This is a genomic window from Rhodospira trueperi (genome assembly GCF_900101965.1).
In the GTDB taxonomy this organism is placed as follows: Bacteria; Pseudomonadota; Alphaproteobacteria; order Rhodospirillales; family Rhodospirillaceae; genus Rhodospira; species Rhodospira trueperi.
This window is the reverse complement of record NZ_FNAP01000001.1, coordinates 422,976-439,172: the sequence shown is the minus strand read 5'-3', so window position 1 is coordinate 439,172 and position 16,197 is coordinate 422,976. Positions and strand designations below refer to the sequence as shown.

12 protein-coding genes are annotated in these 16,197 nt (G+C 66.0%); 8 read left to right on the top strand and 4 right to left on the bottom strand.

Annotated features, from left to right (window positions below; genetic code table 11):
* Positions 1-11: 11 nt before the first annotated feature.
* The 3 genes from BLS85_RS02000 to BLS85_RS01990 all read right to left on the bottom strand — a co-directional run bounded on the left by BLS85_RS02000 (position 12) and on the right by BLS85_RS01990 (position 4,220).
* Positions 12-2,648, bottom strand: a complete 2,637-nt coding sequence (locus BLS85_RS02000) for a mechanosensitive ion channel domain-containing protein (protein ID WP_143027060.1) — start codon at positions 2,646-2,648, stop codon at positions 12-14.
* 121 nt (positions 2,649-2,769) lie between these two features.
* Positions 2,770-3,663 (bottom strand): B12-binding domain-containing radical SAM protein, encoded by an 894-nt coding sequence (locus BLS85_RS01995; RefSeq protein WP_092781285.1) that lies wholly within the window; start codon positions 3,661-3,663, stop codon positions 2,770-2,772.
* A gap of 26 nt (positions 3,664-3,689) precedes the next feature.
* Positions 3,690-4,220, bottom strand: a complete 531-nt coding sequence (locus tag BLS85_RS01990) for a cupin domain-containing protein (RefSeq protein ID WP_245699040.1) — start codon at positions 4,218-4,220, stop codon at positions 3,690-3,692.
* A gap of 85 nt (positions 4,221-4,305) precedes the next feature.
* Between BLS85_RS01990 and BLS85_RS01985 the strand changes: the two genes are divergently transcribed.
* Positions 4,306-4,827: a hypothetical protein gene (locus BLS85_RS01985; protein ID WP_143027059.1), complete on the top strand. Its 522-nt coding sequence runs from the start codon at positions 4,306-4,308 to the stop codon at positions 4,825-4,827.
* 9 nt (positions 4,828-4,836) lie between these two features.
* Here BLS85_RS01985 and BLS85_RS01980 read toward each other — a convergent pair whose 3' ends face one another.
* A complete protein-coding gene (locus BLS85_RS01980) occupies positions 4,837-6,024 on the bottom strand; it encodes a bifunctional 2-C-methyl-D-erythritol 4-phosphate cytidylyltransferase/2-C-methyl-D-erythritol 2,4-cyclodiphosphate synthase (RefSeq protein ID WP_092781279.1) in 1,188 nt (395 codons plus the stop codon).
* A gap of 170 nt (positions 6,025-6,194) precedes the next feature.
* Here BLS85_RS01980 and ccsA point away from each other — a divergent pair, with 170 nt between their 5' ends.
* The 7 genes from ccsA (at position 6,195) to trkA (ending at position 16,179) form a co-directional block, all read left to right on the top strand.
* Positions 6,195-6,995, top strand: coding sequence for a cytochrome c biogenesis protein CcsA (ccsA, locus tag BLS85_RS01975; RefSeq protein ID WP_092781276.1), 801 nt, complete (start codon positions 6,195-6,197; stop codon positions 6,993-6,995).
* A gap of 150 nt (positions 6,996-7,145) precedes the next feature.
* Complete coding sequence (gene dusB / locus BLS85_RS01970; protein WP_092781274.1) at positions 7,146-8,159, top strand: tRNA dihydrouridine synthase DusB; 1,014 nt, start codon at positions 7,146-7,148, stop codon at positions 8,157-8,159.
* Positions 8,156-9,316, top strand: coding sequence for a two-component system sensor histidine kinase NtrB (locus BLS85_RS01965; RefSeq protein WP_092781271.1), 1,161 nt, complete (start codon positions 8,156-8,158; stop codon positions 9,314-9,316). The genes dusB and BLS85_RS01965 overlap by 4 nt, the downstream gene beginning before the upstream one ends.
* A gap of 44 nt (positions 9,317-9,360) precedes the next feature.
* Positions 9,361-10,818 carry a nitrogen regulation protein NR(I) gene (gene ntrC, locus BLS85_RS01960; protein ID WP_092782114.1) on the top strand — a complete coding sequence of 486 codons (1,458 nt, stop codon included), beginning with the start codon at positions 9,361-9,363 and terminating at the stop codon, positions 10,816-10,818.
* Positions 10,819-10,931: 113 nt separating this feature from the next.
* Complete coding sequence (locus tag BLS85_RS01955) at positions 10,932-13,142, top strand: sensor histidine kinase NtrY-like (RefSeq protein ID WP_245699039.1); 2,211 nt, start codon at positions 10,932-10,934, stop codon at positions 13,140-13,142.
* Positions 13,143-13,265: 123 nt separating this feature from the next.
* Positions 13,266-14,738 carry a nitrogen assimilation response regulator NtrX gene (ntrX, locus tag BLS85_RS01950; protein ID WP_092781265.1) on the top strand — a complete coding sequence of 491 codons (1,473 nt, stop codon included), beginning with the start codon at positions 13,266-13,268 and terminating at the stop codon, positions 14,736-14,738.
* A gap of 61 nt (positions 14,739-14,799) precedes the next feature.
* Positions 14,800-16,179: a Trk system potassium transporter TrkA gene (gene trkA / locus BLS85_RS01945; RefSeq protein WP_092781262.1), complete on the top strand. Its 1,380-nt coding sequence runs from the start codon at positions 14,800-14,802 to the stop codon at positions 16,177-16,179.
* Positions 16,180-16,197: the final 18 nt, after the last annotated feature.

Here is a 16,197-nt window from a genome sequence, read left to right as displayed (position 1 = left end):
GCGGGACGGGCTCAGCGCCCGCCCCCGTCGCCGTCGCCGTCGGGATCGGGCAGGGAGATGGACGGTGGAGCAGGGCGCGAACCCGTCGGCGCGGTCGGCTCCGGCCCGGTGTGAGCCGCCGGGCGCGCGTCCCGACTCATGGCGACCAGTCGGTCCACGTGCAGATGCGCGGGCGGCGCATTGCCCTCCTTGTCGACCCCAAAATACAGTGTCATGTGCGGGAATGGGATTTCGATTCCAAGCTCGTCGAACCGCATCTTCATGCGTCGGTTGAACTCGCGGCCCACCCACCACTGCATGATCGGCTTGGTCTTGATGCGTGCCTTGAGGATCACGGCGGAGTCCGCGAATCCGTCCACGCCGAGCACCTCCAGGGGTTCCAGGATGTTGGGGCCGTACTCCGGATCGGCTTGCATGTCCGCGCCGACTTCCTTGAGAACCTGAGTGACATGGTCGGTGTTCTCGCGGTAGGCCACGCCGACGTCCATCAGGTAATACGAGAAGTCCTTCGTCATGTTGGTGACGGTATCGACGTTGCTGAACGGGATGGTGTGCAGGTTGCCCGAAAGGTCACGCAGCCTCAGCGAGCGGATGGACATGGCCTCAACGACACCGGCCAGGCCGCCGACCTGGACCACATCGCCGACGGCGATGGTGTTTTCCAGAAGGTTGAAGATACCGCTGATGACGTCCTGAACCAGCTTCTGCGAACCGAACCCGATGGCCAGACCCACCACGCCGGCGCCGGCCAGCAGCGGAGCGATGTCGATGCCCAGTTCCGACAACAGGATCAGGGCCACGACCACCACCAGGAACACCGTCAAAACGTTGCGCAACAGCGGCAGAAGGGTCCGCTCGCGCTGTCCGCGCTCGACCAGATTGCCGGCGCTGTCAGTGGTGGACAAATAGCGCTGGATCAGCCGGTTCACGCCCTCCCACAAGGCGATTGAGATCAACAGCGCCACGCCGATGTTGAAGATCATTGTCAGCAGTCGCAGCCCGAAACCGGAGCTCAGCCAGCCGACGGCGCCCATGTGCCAGGATTCCAGAATCAGGACCAGGGCGACGACCAGCACCAGGGTGCGCAGGACGGTGGACACAATGCCGATATAGCGGCGCGCGCGCTGGCGAGCCGATCGATCCAGGGTGGAGGCGGAGTGCAGCCTCATCACGACCCGGTCGCGCAGACGCTGCACCCAGCCGAACAACAGCAGTGTCAGGGCACAGACCAGCGCGGTTTTCAGCGTCGCCCAGCCAGCAAGAGCGAACCAGCGTTCGGAATCGAGGACCCAGGCGAAGAAGATGCCAATCGCGTAGGCCGAGGCCAGGACGTGCCAGACATCCGCAAGACCCTTCAACAGTCCCATGATCCAGGCCGTGGAGGACGGTCCCGCCTGGGCGGCACGGCGGAGAGCACGTTTGCCCACATGTCTCAGGGTGAACACCGTACGAACGCTGAACGCCAGGACCACGAAGCCGATGATATGTGCGAACAGGGCCCGCCCGCCCGGTGGCATTCCGAACAGGCGGGCGATCTCGACGGCTAGGTATCCGAGAATGACCGTCAGCGCGATTCGCCTGAGGCCTCGGAATACCAGCCATGCGGCGTCGTCGGATATCGGGATCAGACGGACCGCCGGGTCCTTGTGCGAGAAAAGGCCGCGAAGAACCAGCGTGACGGCCCTGTACAGAATCAGGGTGGTGATGACGGCAGCGGCGACCAGTTCGGTGCGCAGATCCGCCTCGATCAGGGGCATGGTGGCCTGGGCGGTGACGGCGAAAACGATGATCGGCAGCAGGCTCAATGCCAACCGGACCACCAGAAAGATGAGCCGTTTTGTATCTCGCGACTCCGCCGCCTTGTCCTGGAGGCGCCTGAGCACACCGCGTAGCACCAGCCGGGCGACCAGTGATGTTGCGAGACCGGCCGCGACCACAAGCGCGATCTGCCACCCCAGATGCAGCCAAACGCCGCGCATGTCGTCATCGACCTGCAGCCTCAGCCAATCCAGCACCTGAGGCGCCTGATTGGTGATATCGCTGACCCAGGTCCAGATGACGTTGTCATAGAAGTCGTGAAACAGGTTGGTGAGAAGCGAGATGCCGGGCACCGACAGAGGTCCGGTCGCTGCCCCGTCCGGGTTGCTGGACTCGGCGGCAGTCTCACCGGACCCCTCGGTCTGCGCGTCGGCCGAAGCCTCCCCACTTCCCGATGTCGCGGCCAGGGTTGCCGCGGCCATGCCGGCCAATCCCCCCATCGGTGCGGCGGGAGGCGGCGCGGCGGCCGTTTCGGCCTGTGGGCTCGATGCGCTGTCCGGGGCCGACGCGGCCTCGCCCTGCGTGGCCCGTAAGACCTCGATCAGAGCCTCACGGAGGGCGGGGTCGGCCAGCACAGTGGCCAACTCGTCCACGGCCGGGGCGGCCGCCGGTTGTGGCGTCGCAGCCGTCGTCGGAGTCTCCTGTTCGGGTGCCCCCGCACTGTCGGGCACACTGGCGCCGGCGCCCGCCGGGGGCTCGGCGGCCTGTTCGACCTCCGCCGTCCGCGCGTCGATAATCTCCTGAAGAGCCTGCTGCTTCTCCGGGGACAACTGGGCCTGGGCCAAGGGAGGAAGCAGAAGGATCAGAAGGATAGAGGCCAAAATACTCACGCCAACAGCGCGGGTTTTTATGAACGCTCTGAGCATTGGTCTTTGAAAAACCGGCACGGTGAGGGACTCCTTGAGACGGCCGTCCCGATCTTCCCCGATCTTTTTTGGTAGATGCAAGCGTTCACAACGCCCGCATCGGCCGGGGACGCCAGCCCGGGCCGCCCATCATCGTCTGGGCAGCCGCCACCTGGGCCAGCAGGCGGTCGCGGTCCTTTGGCAGGGTGCCGGCCAGGGCGAGGGCGTTGGAGGCGTGGTTGGAACGGAAGATCACCGGCGCCGGCGGCGCCATGTGCTCCAGGAACAGCCGTTGTTCGGCCAGAACCGCCGCATCGTCCTGGACCGTGAAGGGGGTGCCGTCGCGCGTCATCTGCTCGACGAAAGGGCGCTGCCGCTCCGGCTCTAGGAAGAGTTGAAGCGTGGACAGATAGGTCGGTGGCGCGCGGTTGATGAGCGCGGCCGTGGCGGTGATGTGGTCCTCCCAGCCCTCGGCGCCGGCCAGCCCCAGGATCACCGTGGCGGAGACCTTCAGGCCGGCGGCGCGCGCTTTGTCCAGCGCCGTGGCCATGCCGTCCACGGACGCACCCTTGGTGATCCGTCGCAGCACGGCGGGGGACCCCGACTCGACGCCCAGGTAGACCAGGGAGAGCTTTGCCGCGCGCAGCCCCTCCAGGTCCTCCGGGCTCTTCTTCAGCAGGTTGGCCGGCGTGGCGTAGGCCGAAACCCGCGCCAGCGCCGGAAAGCGGTCCCGCAGGCGGTCGAGGATGGCGTGCAGATGATCGGCCGGCAGCACCATGGCATCACCGTCGGCCAGGAAGATCCGGTGCGCCTCCGGCCAGACGCGAGCGGCGGCGTCGATGTCGGCGAAGACATCGTCGAGTGGGCGCGGCCGGTAGACCTTGCTGCGGTACATGGAACAGAAGGCGCAGCGGTTGAAGCTGCATCCTAGCGTGGCCTGAATGATGAGGTTGTTGCCCTCCGACGGCGGCCGGTAGAGCGGCATATCGTAGTACAGCATCGGGATCCCCTTGATCCTGGGCCGGTTCAGGGAGTCAGGGCGGCGATCATGTCCGCCTCGCCGGGCCATCCGGCGATCAGCGCGGCGCGCTCGCCGTGCTCATAATCGGCGAAGTCGAAGCCCGGCGCCACGGTGCAGCCCATCAACGCCCACCGTCCGCCCGCCACCAGCCGCGCGCCTTGCCAGACGCCTCGCGGGACGACGACCTGGGGACGCTGGCCCGCCTCCAGGTCCGACCCGATCAGCATCCGCCCCGTCGTGCCGTCCGGATAGAGATGCAATTGCTCGACCGGATCGCCCGCATAGTGATGGAACACCTCGTCACTGGCCAGCCGATGCAGCGCCGATAGTGTCTCCGGCGTCAACAGGTAGTAGATCGAGGTCGAGAATGCGCGCGTTGCCCCTTCATAGCGCGCTGGCAGGGCGCTCCCGTCCACGTCTTCGTCGGCCCGGTAGGTTTCGCGGAAGAACCCTCCCTCCGCCGGATGGGGTTCCAATCCGAGCAACCGGATGGCGTCGGCGGCGGTCATGGTGTCACGGGATGGTGAACCGAACATGGGTTTCCCTTTTGCGTGTGCCATGGCGTACAGCGTGGCGGGAATCGGGTCGCGCCAGCCTTAACCATTTGCGGGTCCTGGGCATGTGGTCTATGTCTATCATTCGGTCCGTGAACCGAAACACAAGCCGCGTGGCGCCGCATCGCGAACGGTTTCAGGGGACATGCCGACAATGGGGTTTCTTTCGTTCCTGTTCGGCGAGGGGGGCACGAACAATAAGCCGCAGGATCCGTACTGGCAGCGGGACCCGTCGCTGAAGTTCTACCGACTCCTTGCCATCAAACCCGACCGCCTCAAACTGGGTGGCAGGGGCGGCGTGTTTGCCCTGTATCATAAGGGCGTGCGTCCGGGTTGGGTCTACGTCGGCGCCACCCGCGATCTCGGCGATGCCGTTGAGCGGATGAAGGACCACCCGGAGGTTTCAGCAATGGACGCGCGGGGCGGCCTGTTCATGACCTGGGCCTTCATCAAGGATGACAAGCGCGACGGCGTGGTGGCCTATCTCCGGCATCATTTGAAGCCAGAGGTCGACGATCCCGATCTGGACCGCGAAATGGGCTGCAATCCGCAGAACGCCAAGCACATCCCGGTTCTTTTGCCAGGATAATGGGGGACCCTATCCCGGCAGCATGACCGTCGCCGTCGCCTGGGCCGCCAGCCCCTCGCCGCGTCCGGTGAAGCCCAAGCGTTCCGATGTGGTGGCCTTGACGCTGACGCGTCCACCGGACAGGCCCAGGATCTCGGCCACGCGGGCGACGATGGCGGCACGGTGCGGACCGATCTTGGGCCGTTCGCAGATCAGCGTCAGGTCGAGATTGACAATCCGTCCGCCCAGGGCCTCCACCAGACCGCCAGCGTGACGCAGGAAGACGTCGGACGGCGCGCCCTTCCAGCGCGCGTCGGTGGGCGGGAAGTGGCGGCCGATGTCGCCGGCGGCGATGGCGCCGTAGATCGCGTCGGCCAGCGCGTGCAAGGCGACATCGGCGTCGGAATGCCCCACCAATCCTTGCGTATGGGGAATGCGCACCCCCCCCAGAACGACATGATCGCCGGGACCGCAGGCGTGAACGTCGAAGCCGTGACCGACCCGGATCTCGCCCGGGCCCTGAAAGCGGCGCTCGGCGCGGTGCAGGTCTTCGAGCGTGGTGATCTTGGCGTTGTCCTCGGCGCCCGGCGTCAGAACCACCGTCTGTCCGGTGGCCTCCAACACGGCGGCGTCATCGGTCAGGGTCTGGCCGGCGGCGGCGCGGTGCGCCTGCATGATGGGGCCGAAGCGGAACCCCTGGGGCGTCTGCGCCCGCCATAGTCCCGCCCGGTCCACGGTGCCGGCGATGCCCCCGTCGTCGTCGGCGCGCTTCAGGGTGTCGGCCTGGGGCAGGGCGGGGATGGCGCCAGCATGCGTGTCCAGGGCGGCGATGACGCGGTCAATCACATCCATGGTCAGGAAGGGACGGGCGGCGTCGTGAATCAGAACCTGATCGGGGGCTAGGCCCTCCAGGCTCTCCAGACCCAGGCGCACCGAGTCCTGACGCTCGGCACCGCCCGGCACGGGCTCCAGCAGGTCCAGGCCGCGCGCCGCCTGCTCGTACAGCGGCCGGTCGTCGGGATGGATGACGACGCGCACCGCGGAGATGTCCGGATGGGCGGCGAAGGTGGCGAGGCAATGCCGCAGGATGGGCCGTCCGCCCAGGGTCAGGTACTGCTTGGGCAACTGCCCGCCGACCCGATAGCCGCGCCCGGCCGCCACCACCAGGGCGACGCGCTTCAAGCCGCCCTGACGTTTACCCTCGGAATCCGCTGTCATCGTTGTCCGATCCTCATGCTTTTTCTGTTGGAGGGGTCCGTGACCCCGACACGGAGCGGGGCAGGGTAGTGGATTCCGCGCGGCGGGAAAATCCTCGCCGCGCGCAAACGCTGGCGGAATGGTCATGCCCCGCGTTGTGGAGCCCCGGCGCGCGCGCTATAGTCCCGGCCATGGTAAACACACTCGGCTTCCATCTCGCCGCTGTCCTGTCGATGCTTCCGGCGGCCATCCTGCCCCTGTGGCGCACGGCCCGTCCGGCGTGGCAGGCCGGGTTGACCGTGTTGGCGGCCATGGGGCCGACATTCTGGGTCACATGGCAGATGTCCTCCGGCTGGCATACCGGCTTTTCGGCGACTCTGTGGGTGGCCATCGCCACCAGTGCCTTGCTGTTCTTCATGGTGACCATGATCAATCGGCATGCGTGGCGGCTGGCGCCGCTCATCATGCCGTATCTGGCCATTCTGGGCGTGCTGGCCACGATCTTCGCCGCCGATCCAGGACCCGTGCTGCCGTTGGAAGGGCAGGCGCCCCCGGCTTGGCTCGTGTTCCATATCCTCGTGTCGGTGATCACCTACGGTCTTCTGACGGTGGCGGCGGTGGCGGCCTTGGCGGCGTTCCTCCAGGAACGCGCGCTGAAGCGCAAGCGGCCGACCCGGCTGACCCGGCTGTTGCCGCCGGTGGCCGAATCGGAGCGGGTGTCGGTCGGCCTGCTGGCGGTCACGGAAGGGATCCTGGGGCTGGGTCTGGTGAGCGGCTTGGCGCTGGAATACCTGAGCCACGGCGCGCTTCTGGCATTGGACCACAAGACGCTGCTGTCTTTCCTGGCCTTCGCCGTCATCGGCGGGCTGCTGGCCGCGCATAGGTGGGCCGGCATACGCGGACGGGTGGCGGCGCGCACCCTGCTGTTGGCCTATCTGCTGCTGACGCTGGCCTTCCCGGGGATCAAGTTCATCGGTCTCGTGCTGGCCTGAGCGCGGGTCAGGCCCCGATGTGACGGTTTTTTCGCCTTGCCCCGCATGATTCCTCGCCAAATGCCCAAATGCTGTGCATAATGGGCAATCCTTGGTCCCTCGCGATGATCCGCGAGGAGGCAGTCCCGTTCCCGTCCACCGCCCGGCCCCATGTCCCTGCTCATCGGCTCCGTTCGCCTGGATTCGCGTGTGGTCCTGGCGCCCATGTCCGGAATCACCGACGCGTCGTTCCGACGGCTTGCTCGCCGGTTCGGCTGCGCTCTGGCGTTCTCGGAAATGATCGCCAGCGGCCGGGTTGCCACGCGGCACGACGAGACCCTGCGCATGGGCGATCCCGACGACATCGGGGCGCCGACGGCGGTCCAACTCGCGGGCGGCGACCCGGCCACCATGGCGGAGGCGGCGCGGATCTGCGTGGACCGTGGCGCGGACATCATCGACATCAACATGGGCTGCCCGGTGAAAAAGGTGGTCAAGGGGCCGGCGGGGTCGGCGCTGATGCGTGACGAGCGGCGCGCGGCGGCCATCATCGCGGCCGTGGTGAAGGCCGCGCGCGTGCCGCTCACGCTGAAGATGCGCGCGGGCTGGGACGCGTCTCACCGCAACGCGCCGCGTCTGGCCCGCATCGCCGAGGATCTCGGCGTGCAACTGATTACCGTCCATGGGCGCACGCGCGACCAGATGTATGGCGGTCGGGCCGACTGGCCGTTCATCGGCGAGGTCAAGGCGGCGGTTTCCATTCCCGTCATCGGTAACGGCGATGTGGCGTCCGTCGAGGATGCCCGCGCGCTGCTGTCCGTGTCGGGCGCCGACGGCGTGATGATCGGACGCGCGGCCCAGGGCCGACCGTGGCTGCCAGGCCTGATCGGACAGGCGCTGGAGACCGGCGCGCCCGTGCGCGAGCCCGGCCTTGCCGAGCGACGCGATCTGGCGCTTGATCACTTCGATGCCCTGGTCTCGCATTACGGTGCCTACCGGGGGCTTCGGCTGGCGCGCAAGCACATGGCCTGGGCCGCCCACGGTCTGTGTGGCGCCGCCGCGTTGCGGAGCGCCTTCAACCGGGAGGACGACCCTGAGCGGGCGCGTGTCCTTCTGAACACCTTCTGGACCGAGGCCCAATCGGCCGACACCCGCTCTCCGGTCCCGACCCGGGAGGCGGCATGAGCCGGTCGTTGAAGATCATTGACGGCGGTGGCCCGGATGCCCAGGCCGCGCCGCTGGATGCGCTGTCGGTTCTCAATGCCATCGCGTCGGCGGTGCTGGTCCTGGACCAGGAAGACCGGATCGTCTTTATCAACGCCGCTGGCGAGCAGCTTTTCGACAGCAGCATAGGGCACCTGAAGGGCGTCTCCCTCGACGATCTGATCGCGCGGGACAGTCAGACGTTCTCGCTGATCCATCAGGCGCGGCGCGACAGCAGCGCGGTGTCGGAGTACGAGGTGGAGCTTGATACCCCGCGCACCGGCGCCCGGGTCATGACCATTCAGGTCTCGCCCCATGTGGAGTTGCCGGGGTGGGTCGTGGTTCAGTTCCAGGAGCACTCCAAGGCGCTGCGGATCGGCCAGCAGATGCTCAGCCGGGGGGCCGCCCGCTCGGTGTCGGCCATGGCCCGCCTGTTGGCGCACGAGGTCAAGAACCCGCTGTCCGGGATTCGCGGTGCCGCCCAACTGCTCGACCAGAGCGTGGCCGAGTCCGATCGCGTTCTGACACAGTTGATCCGTGACGAGACCGACCGCATCGTGTCGCTGGTGGATCGGATGGATGTGTTCTCCGACGGCGGCGCGCTGAGCCGGGAGCCGGTCAACATCCATCAGGTGCTGGAGCATGTGCGTCGGGTGGCGGAGAACGGCTTCGCAAAGGGGATCCGGTTCGTCGAAAGCTACGACCCGTCCTTGCCGCCTGTGCTCGGCAACCGCGATCAATTGGTTCAGGTGTTCCTGAATCTGGTTAAGAACGCGGCGGAGGTGGTTCCGGCGGACGGCGGGGAGATCGTGCTGTCCACGGCGTATCAGCACGGACTGCGTCTGGCCGCGCCGGGGTCTCTTGATCGGATGGATCTGCCGCTCGTCGTCACGGTGCGGGACAACGGCCCGGGTATCCCCGAGGACATCAGGGGCCACCTGTTCGAGCCCTTCGTGACCAACAAGCCGTCGGGCAGCGGCCTGGGCCTGCCCCTGGTGGCCAAGATCGTGACCGATCACGGGGGCATCGTGGAGTTTGACACGCAACCGCGCCGGACGGTGTTCCGCGTGGTGCTGCCCATGGCCCCGACCGCGCGGTACCCGCGCGCTCGCGTGGGCGCCACGGAGGAGACAACATGACCGGAATAGCCACCGATACCGCAGGGGAGGCCATGGCGCCGGTGATGGATTCGGCCATCGGAACCGGGCGTACCATTCTGATCGCTGATGATGACAGGGCGATCCGAACCGTTCTCAGCCAGGCGCTTGGGCGCGCTGGATACGAGGTGCGTACGACCGGAACGGCCTCGACGCTGTGGAACTGGGTGTCCGACGGCGCCGGCGATCTGGTGATCACCGATGTGGTCATGCCGGATGAAAACGGCCTCGACCTGATTCCGCGCATTAAGAAGATCCGTCCCGATCTGCGCATTGTCGTCATGAGCGCCCAGAACACTCTTCTGACGGCGGTCAAGGCCACGGAACGGGGCGCGTTCGAGTATTTGCCGAAGCCCTTTGACCTGTCCGAACTGGTCAATGTCGTCCGTCGCGCCCTGTCGGCCCCGAAACACGCGGCCGCCGGGACAGCGCGGGAAGAGCCCGAGGAAGAGGGCCTGCCGCTGATCGGCCGCTCGGCCGCGATGCAGGAGATCTACCGGACGCTCGCCCGCCTGATGAACACCGACCTGACGGTGATGATCACGGGAGAGTCCGGCACCGGAAAGGAACTGGTCGCCCGGGCGCTGCACGACTACGGCAAGCGGCGCACTGGGCCGTTCGTGGCCGTCAACATGGCCGCCATTCCGCGCGAACTAATCGAGTCTGAACTGTTCGGCCACGAGAAGGGCGCGTTTACGGGAGCCACCGCGCGTGGCGTCGGCCGCTTCGAGCAGGCCGACGGTGGTACGTTGTTCCTCGACGAGATCGGCGACATGCCGCCGGAGGCCCAGACCCGCCTGCTGCGGGTCCTGCAGGAGAATGAATACACCACGGTGGGCGGGCGGTTCGCCATTCGCGCCAACGTCCGCATCATCGCCGCCACCCACCGCGACCTGACCCAGCAGATCCGGCAGGGGCTGTTCCGCGAGGATCTGTTCTATCGCCTGAACGTGGTGCCGATCCGCCTGCCGTCCCTGCGCGAGCGGTCGGAGGACATCCCGGAACTGGTGCGGCACTTCCAGGCCCAGGTCGCGGAGGAGGGGCTTCCCGCCAAGATCGTTGACGCGCAGGCCATGGATCGATTGAAGCGGCATCGCTGGCCGGGCAATGTCCGCGAACTGGAGAATCTGGTGCGCCGGCTGGCGGCGCTGTACTCTCAGGAATCCATCGGTCTGGAGGTCATCGAGGCGGAACTCGCGGCGGTGCCCCCGAAATCCGAGGCGTCGGGCAGTGCGGGCGAGGGGCTTGGCAGCCTCGTGGAGCGACACCTTCGGGACTATTTCGCGGCGCATGACGAAACGCTGCCGCCCGCCGGTCTTCATGACAGGGTGTTGCGGGAAGTCGAGCGGCCGTTGATCCAACTGTCCCTGGAGGCCACCAAAGGAAATCAAATAAAGGCCTCTCAACTTCTAGGAGTTAATCGCAACACCCTGCGCAAGAAGATCCGTGATCTGGACATTCAGGTGATCCGGGGTGTGGGATGACGGCTGACGGCATCCCGGATGAACCCGACGGGTTAGGGACGGGGTCTGGCGGTCGTGGTTCGGCGAAGCGGCGCGTCCTGCGTCTGGCGGTGTGGGCACGACGGGTGCGCATCATGCGCGCGCTCACCTGGGTGCTGGCCGTCGCGGCAGTCGTTTCGGTCGGCGCGACCACGGCGGTCCTGACCGGTCTAGGTCCGACGGTCAAGGACCCGGCGATCATGCTGGGTCTCCTGAACGTCAATCTCGTCATCATGCTGGCACTGGGCCTGTTGGTGGCGCGACGGCTCGTCAAGGTCTGGTCGGCGCGGCGCAGCGGTGGCGCGGGCTCGCGGCTGCATGTCCGGCTGGTCGTGTTGTTCGGGGGCGTCGCGGTCACCCCCGCGATCCTCACTTCCGTGTTTTCGATCCTGGTGTTTCAGGTCGGCGTGCAGGGCTGGTTTTCCAGCCGGGTCTCGACCGCGCTTGACGAATCGCTTCAGGTCGCGCAGGCCTATCTCAACGAACATCAACAGGCCATCGCCGGCGATGTCATGGCGATGGCCAACGACCTGAATCGGAACTGGCTGGAAATCAGTCGGGACCCCGAGCACCTCAACCGGTTTCTGAACGCCCAGTCCGCCGTGCGCAACCTGACCGAGGCGGTGGTGTTCGCCGGTGACGGCAAGGTCATTGCCCGGGCGGGTTACACGTTTTCCCTTCAGTTCGAGCAGGTGCCGTTCTGGGCCATGGAACGGGCGGACAGCGGAAACGTGGCGCTTCTGACAGGCGAAAACGACGACCGCGTGCGTGGGCTGGTGCGTCTGGAAACGCTCTCCCGACTTTACCTTTACGTCGGACGGTTCGTCGACCCCCGGGTTCTGGGTGCGGTGGAAAGCACCGAACAGGCGGTGGATCAATACAAGGAGCTAGAGGGACGGCGCAGCGGGTACGAGCTGACCCTTTCCATGATCTTCGTCATGGTCTCGGTGCTGTTGCTGCTCGCGGCCATCGCCGTGGGTTTGACCATGGCTACGCGCCTTGCCCAGCCCATTATGAGCCTGATTGATGCCGCGGATCGGGTGCGGCAGGGCAATCTGCGTGTCCGTGTCCGGGAAGTCGCGACGAACGACGAAGTGGCGGTGCTGTCACGTGCCTTCAACCGCATGACCGCGCAAATCGAGACACAGCAGCAGAGCCTGATGGATGCCAACCAGGAGTTGGACGAACGCAGCCGGTTCACCGAAACGGTCCTGGCGGGCGTTTCCGCCGGTGTGGTCGCGCTTGACCGCGATGGGCTGATCGAGTTGGGAAACCGCTCCGCCAGTGATCTTCTCGGAGAAGGCATGGACGACTGGGTTGGCCGACCGGTCGCCCATTTGTTCCCCGGTTTGACGGGATTGATGGAGCAAATCGCGGTGCGGCCCGACAAAGCAGCGCAGACCGAACTTCATTATGACCGGGCGGGTCGGTCACTGACGCTTCTGGTCCGTCTCGGCGCCGAACGGGACGCCGAAGGGCATGTTCTCGGGTATGTCCTGACGTTTGACGACATTACGGAATTGCAGCAGGCACAGCGCACGGCCGCCTGGGCCGACGTGGCGCGGCGGATCGCGCACGAGATCAAGAATCCGCTGACCCCGATCCAGCTGTCTGCCGAGCGCCTCAAGCGCCGCTACCTGCGCCAGTTGACAGAGGACCGGGAGACGTTCGTGCAATGCACGGACACCATCGTGCGTCATGTTGGGGATATCGGCCAGATGGTGGACGAATTCTCGGCCTTCGCGCGCATGCCCGCGCCCACCATGAAGATGGAAAACCTCAACCAGATCGTCGGCCAAGCGGTCGTCCTTCAGCGAACCGCCTATCCGCACATCACGTTTGCCACCGACGTGCCGGATCATCCCGTGCGTCTGGCCTGCGATGCCCGACAGGTGTCCCAGGCCCTGACGAACCTGCTCAAGAACGCCGTCGAGGGGATTGACGGGCGGTTGGAAAAAGAAAAGGATCAGGCGGACTCTCAACCTGGAAGTATCATCGCCCGGCTGGAGGATCGCGCCGACTCAGTGGTGATCGTGATTGAGGACAATGGCAAAGGACTGCCTGACGGCGACCGTTCGCGCCTCACCGAGCCTTACGTGACCACCCGGAGCAAGGGAACCGGTCTTGGGTTAGCGATCGTCCGGAAGATCCTGGAGGATCATCGCGGCGAGGTAAGACTGGGGGACAGGCCGGGCGGTGGTGCCAGGGTGGACCTGTTGTTTCCGCGTCAGCCGCCTCCTGGTGGCGGGGAGGAACAGGACACAGACCGCCCGGATGTGCGACCGGATGGATCGGAGGCCCGTTGATGGAACGGGCGCAACAGGGCGCGGCAATCCCAGGAGCCACCCAGAAATCATGACGAGGACCATGACCGTTCATCCAATGACCAAGAACAGGGATCCGGGCGCTGTCGCCCTGTCAAGGTGACCATGGCGCACGATATTCTGATTGTTGACGACGAAAGCGACATCCGCATGGCCGTCTCCGGTATCCTGGAGGACGAGGGTTATGCGTGCCGTGGAGCCACGGACAGTGACAACGCTCTGCGGGCCATCGCCGAACGACGGCCAAGCCTGATGATCCTGGACATCTGGCTGGAGGGCAGCCGCCTCGACGGGCTGGAGTTGCTTGAACAGATCCTGCGCGATCATCCGCATATGCCTGTCCTGATGATCAGCGGTCATGGCACCATCGAAACCGCCGTTGCCGCGATCAAGAAGGGTGCTTACGACTTCATTGAGAAGCCCTTCAAGACCGACCGCCTGCTCTTGATGGTCGAGCGCGCCATTGAGGCATTCCGGCTGCGTCAGGAAAACGCGGAACTGCGGATCCGCGCGGGCGCGCAGACCGAATTGATCGGTGAAAGCCCGTCCATTGTCCAGCTTCGCGCGGCCATTTCCAAAGTGGCTCCGACCGGGTCGCGGGTCCTGATCAGCGGGCCTCCCGGCACCGGCAAGGAAGTGGCGGCGCGCATGATTCATGCCCACAGCCGACGGGCCGATCAGCCGTTCGTCGTGGTCAACTGCGCGGCCATGCATCCGGATCGTATGGAACCGGAACTGTTCGGGACCGAGACCGGTCCGGACGGATCGGACGGACCCCGCAAGGTGGGCATGTTCGAACAGGCCAACGGCGGCACCCTGCTGCTCGACGAGGTGGCGGACATGCCGCTGGAGACACAGGGCAAGCTCGTGCGCGTGTTGCAGGAGCAGACGTTCGAGCATGTCGGCGGCACCCGACGGATTTCGGTGGACGTGCGGGTGATCGCCACCAGCCATCGCGACATCCAGGAGGAGATCCGGCGCGGACTGTTCCGCGAGGATCTGTACTATCGGCTGGCGGTGGTGCCCCTGAAGGTACCGGCTCTGGTCGAGCGCCGCGGCGACATTCCGGGGTTGGCGCGGTTCTTCATGGATACCGCCGCGCGGTCGGCCGGGATTCCGCCGCGTCCCCTGGGCGAGGACGCCGTGGCCGCGTTGCAGTCCTATGATTGGCCGGGCAACGTCCGCCAGTTGCGCAACGTCATCGACTGGCTGTTGATCATGGCACCCGGCGATGCCCGGGATCTGATCCGGGCCGACATGCTACCGAACGAAATCAGTGCGTTGACGCCGGACACCCTGCGGCTGGAGAAGTCCTCGGAGATCATGACCCTGCCGTTGCGGGAGGCGCGGGAGATCTTCGAGCGGGACTATCTCCTGGCGCAGGTGACGCGGTTTGGCGGTAATGTCTCGCGCACCGCCGAGTTCGTCGGCATGGAACGCTCGGCCTTGCATCGCAAGCTGAAGAGTCTGGGCGTGGCTGGCGGTGGCGGCGCGGGAACGGCCAACGCGCACCAGGCGGGGGGAGGTCCGGCGGCCGATGCCGAGGCGGTCGCCGCCGCGCGCGGTTCGGCCTCCTGAGCCCGCCCGTTATGCCGTGTGACCCGCACGCGCCTGTTTCCGGCACGAAGGTCTGATCGCCATGAAGGTCATCGTCTGCGGCGCCGGTCAGGTCGGGTTCAGTATCGCCCGCTACCTGGCTTCCGAAGGCAACGACGTCACCGTCATTGACCAGCGCCCGGACCTGATCCGAAAGATCTCGGACAGTTTGGATGTGAAGGCCGTGGTCGGCCACGCCTCCTACCCGAGTGTCCTGGATGCGGCCGGGGCGGCCGATGCCGAAATGCTGATCGCGGTCACCCACGCCGACGAAGTCAACATGATCGCCTGTCAGGTGGCGCACTCGCTGTTTCACGTGCCGACCAAGATCGCGCGAGTGCGGGCGCAGGATTACCTCCAGGACGAATGGGCCAATCTGTTCAGCCGCGAGAACATGCCCATCGACGTCACCATCTCGCCGGAAATCGAGGTGGCGAAGGCCGTGATCCGCCGCCTGAGGGTGCCTGGTGCGACGGAGTTGATCCCGCTGGCCAACAACACCGTTCGCCTGCTGGGGGTGCGCTGCAACGAGGACACGCCAGTCGTCTTCACGCCGTTGCGGCAGTTGTCCGTGCTGTTTCCGGACCTGTCCATCGTCATCGTCGGCATCGTGCGTCAGGACCGGCCGATGGTGCCGAGCCCGGATGACCAGATGATGCCCGGCGACGATGTCTATTTTGTCTGCGCGACCGAGCATCAGGCGCGGGCCCTGGCGGCGTTCGGCCACGAGGAACCGGAAGCCCGCCGGATTCTGGTGTTGGGGGGCGGCAATATCGGGCTGTTCCTGGCGCAGTACCTGGAACGCGAGTTCCCCCATGTTTCGGTCAAGGTCGTCGAGCAAGACCGCGCCCGCGCCGAGGTCGTGGCCAAGACGCTGTCCCGCTCCATCGTCATCAACGGGGATGTGCTCGATCAGGAAATCCTGGAAGAGGCCAACGTCGGCCAGACGGAAACCGTGGTCGCGGTCACCAATGACGACGAAAACAACATTCTGGCCTCGTTGCTGGCCAAGCGACACGGCTGCCAGCGCGCCATTACGCTGATCAACAAGACGGCCTACAATCCGCTGGTCTCGACCCTGGGCATCGATGTGGTGGTCAACCCGCGCAGCATGACGGTCTCGACCATCCTTCAGCATGTCCGGCGAGGCCGCATTCACAGTGTTCACTCGCTGCACGAGGGGTTCGGCGAACTCATCGAGGCCGACGCGCTGGAAACGTCCGGACTGGTCGGTCGGCCGCTGCGCGAGGTGCGCCTGCCGGCCGGCGTCATCCTTGGCGCCGTGGTGCGGGGGGATAAGGAGGTCATCAGCCCCCGGGGCTCGACCGTGCTGAAGGCGGGGGACCGGGTGGTGCTGTTCGCGGCGTCCGGCGCCATCAAGAAGGTCGAGAAGATGTTCTCCGTCCGGCTGGAGTTTTTCTAGGGCAAATCCCGAACGATC